Annotated in this window: 5 protein-coding genes; 3 read left to right on the top strand and 2 right to left on the bottom strand. The window is 64.7% G+C overall.

What is annotated here, in order from left to right; all coding sequences use genetic code 11:
* A partial coding sequence (locus EOA24_RS32990) for a DUF1178 family protein (RefSeq protein ID WP_127410526.1) occupies positions 1 to 217 on the top strand: 217 nt, incomplete at its 5' end.
* Here EOA24_RS32990 and EOA24_RS32995 read toward each other — a convergent pair.
* On the bottom strand, positions 214 to 708 hold the full coding sequence (locus tag EOA24_RS32995; RefSeq protein ID WP_126083699.1) for a MarR family transcriptional regulator: 495 nt from the start codon (positions 706 to 708) through the stop codon (positions 214 to 216). The genes EOA24_RS32990 and EOA24_RS32995 overlap by 4 nt on opposite strands.
* Positions 709 to 807: 99 nt before the next feature.
* Here EOA24_RS32995 and EOA24_RS33000 point away from each other — a divergent pair, with 99 nt between their 5' ends.
* Positions 808 to 1740 carry a DMT family transporter gene (locus tag EOA24_RS33000; RefSeq protein WP_127256546.1) on the top strand — a complete coding sequence of 311 codons (933 nt, stop codon included), beginning with the start codon at positions 808 to 810 and terminating at the stop codon, positions 1738 to 1740.
* Positions 1741 to 1887: 147 nt separating this feature from the next.
* Positions 1888 to 2391, top strand: a complete 504-nt coding sequence (locus tag EOA24_RS33005; RefSeq protein ID WP_126081082.1) for a flavin reductase family protein — start codon at positions 1888 to 1890, stop codon at positions 2389 to 2391.
* 12 nt (positions 2392 to 2403) lie between these two features.
* Here the strand turns inward: EOA24_RS33005 and ubiG are convergent.
* The coding region (gene ubiG, locus EOA24_RS33010) for a bifunctional 2-polyprenyl-6-hydroxyphenol methylase/3-demethylubiquinol 3-O-methyltransferase UbiG (RefSeq protein WP_127410527.1) at positions 2404 to 2842 on the bottom strand (439 nt) is incomplete at its 5' end.

Below are 2842 nucleotides of genomic sequence, written 5' to 3' on the forward strand. Positions count from 1 at the left end.
GCAGGCGTTGGCGCAGTTGAAGGCGCTGGCCGAGAAGGTGCGCGAGAATGCCGACTATGTCGGCGACAAGTTCGCCGAGGAAGCGCGCAAGATCCACTTCGGCGAGACCGATCCGCGCGGCATCTACGGCGAGGCGACGCCGGAGGAGGCGCAAAGCCTGATCGAGGATGGCGTCGAGTTCATGCCGATCCCGAGTTTTCCGGACGACCGGAATTAGGACGGCAAACTCAAGCTTCCGATCAGTTTTTCCAGCAGTTTCGCCAGCATTTCGCGGTCCTCTTGCGTCAGGCCGGCGAGGATTTCGTGCTCGTTGGCGACATGAGCGGCGAGTGCGGTGTCGGTGAGCTCGCGGCCTTTCGCGGTGAGCTGCACAACCACGCCGCGCCGATCGCTTGGGTGCGGCGCGCGCTGGATCAGACCGGCCTTTTCCAGGCGATCGAGGCGGGCAGTCATGGCGCCGGACGTCACCATCGTCGCCTCATATAGCTCGGTCGGCGTCAGCGCATAGGGCGAGCCCGACCGGCGCAATGTCGCCAGCACGTCGAACTCGCCGGCCTGCAACCCGAAGCGGGCGAAGACCGGCGCGAGCCGGTCGCGCGCAATGAGCGCCGAGGCCTCGTTCAGCCGTCCGATCACCCCCATCGGCGACACGTCGAGATCCGGCCGCTCCCGCCGCCACTGTTCCATAGCCCTGCCCGCCCGATCCATATCGCTCACCGCAAAGTATCTTGACGTAAAGAATCTTTACGCTATCTTATCGCATGAAGAACCGGCCGCCAAGCGGTCATGCAGCGACAGGACAGCCCGATGAAATTTCTCTGGGATTCGGCTATCGGCCTTCTGGTCGTGACCGGCGGCCTGCTCGGCATGACGCTGCCCTTCGGCAAGCTCGCCACCGCCGCCGGAGTGCCGGCCATGGTCTGGGCTTTCATTATATCGGTCGGCGCAGGCGGAGTGCTGTTGCTTGCGCTTCTGCTGCGCGGCGAGCGCATCCGGCTGACGCCGCACAAGCTGCGCTATTTCTTCGTCACCGCGGCGCTTTCCTATGCCATCCCCAATCTTTTGATGTTTTCCGCCATCCCGCATCTCGGCGCCGGCTACACCGGCATCATGTTCACGCTGTCGCCGGTGATCACACTGGTGTTCTCGATCCTGCTCGGCGTCAGGCGTCCGAACCTGCTCGGCGTCATCGGCATCGCCGTCGGCTTCGTCGGCGCGGTGATGGTCGCGCTGACGCGCGGCGAGGCCGGCCAGGCAGCGGACTATTTCTGGGTGGCGATCGGGCTGCTCATCCCGGTCAGCCTTGCCGCTGGCAACATCTATCGTACCGTCGACTGGCCGGAAGGCACCGGCCCGATCGAGCTCGCCGTCGGCAGCCATCTGGCCTCGGCCACGCTGCTCCTCATCGGCATACTGACGCTTTTGGGCTGGCAGGCCTTCGCACCGCTCGCCGGAGTGCCGCTGGTGATCGTCGGGCAGGTCGCCTCGGCCTCGGCAATGTTCGTCTTCTTCTTCCGCCTGCAGGCCGTCGGCGGCCCGGTCTATCTCAGCCAGATCGGCTATGTGGCAGCGGCCGTCGGCCTGTTCGCCGGGACGATCCTTCTCGGCGAGCACTACCAGCTTCTGACCTGGCTGGGTGCGGCCATCATCACCGCCGGTGTGTTCATCACCACGAAGGCGCAAAGCCAAAACGGCGCGCCTGCGTCGGTCCGGATCGAGCCGGCGTCGTCCCGCAGCTAATCCATCTTTGCTCGCGGCGCATGTCCTTATCCCGAAACCGGTTCCCATTTTCGGGAGACATGCTTTAAGCTCGCCTTGACGCTGTTCCAGACAGAGAACAACTACGCATCTTTCGTGAGATTGCTTTCGGCGAAAAAGGAGAAAGCCATGGCCAACGCGGAAGGTCCGGTCAGCGTCGCGGATTTCCGCGCCGCCATGCGGCTCATCGTCGGCAATGTCAGCGTCATCACCGCCGGCGTCGGCGACGACCGTACCGGCCTTGTCGTCATCTCGGTGGTGTCGCTGTCGGCGGAACCGCCGAAGGTGATCGCCTGCGTCAACCGCTCCTCGTCGACCTGGCCGGTCGTCGAGCGCTACCGGCATTTCGGCGTCAACTCGCTCGGGCCTCAGCACCAGCGGGTGGCCGAGCGCTTCTCCGGCTTCGGCGGCATCAAGGGCAAGGACCGCTATGAGGGTGCCGAATGGACGACGCTGAAGACCGGCGCATCGTTGCTCACCGATGCGGTGGCCGCGTTCGACTGCAGCCTCGACGAGATGATCGACCGCGGCGCGCATTCGATCGTCATCGGTTCGGTCGAAGCTGTCAGAATCCAGGACGCTGGGCAGGCTCTGATCTACTGGCGGGGCGGCTATCGGCCGTTGGAAGCCTGAGGTCTGACGCGATCAGACCGAGGCTTTCTCTGCCAGCACCATGTAGTTGACGTCCATGTCCTTCGAGCGCTGCCAGCGGTCGGCCAGCGGATGATAGATGACGCCGGTGCGGTCGATCACCGTGAGCCCGGCGGCGCCCAGCGCCTTTTCCAATTCGTCCGGCCGCACGAGCTTGCCGAACTGATGCGTGCCGCGCGGCAGCCAGCGCAGCACATATTCTGCGCCGATGATGGCAAGGCCGAGCGCCTTCAGCGTGCGGTTGATCGTGGCGACGAACATGATGCCGCCCGGGCGGACCATCTGGCCGCATTTGGCGACGAACAGGTCGACATCGGCGACATGCTCGACCACTTCCATGTTGAGGATGACATCGAAGGTCTCGCCGGCGTCCGCCAGTTCCTCGGCCGTCGCGGCGCGATAGTCGATGCCGACACCGGCTTCCGCCGCATGC

The organism is Mesorhizobium sp. M2A.F.Ca.ET.039.01.1.1 (assembly GCF_003998035.1).
GTDB lineage: Bacteria > Pseudomonadota > Alphaproteobacteria > Rhizobiales > Rhizobiaceae > Mesorhizobium.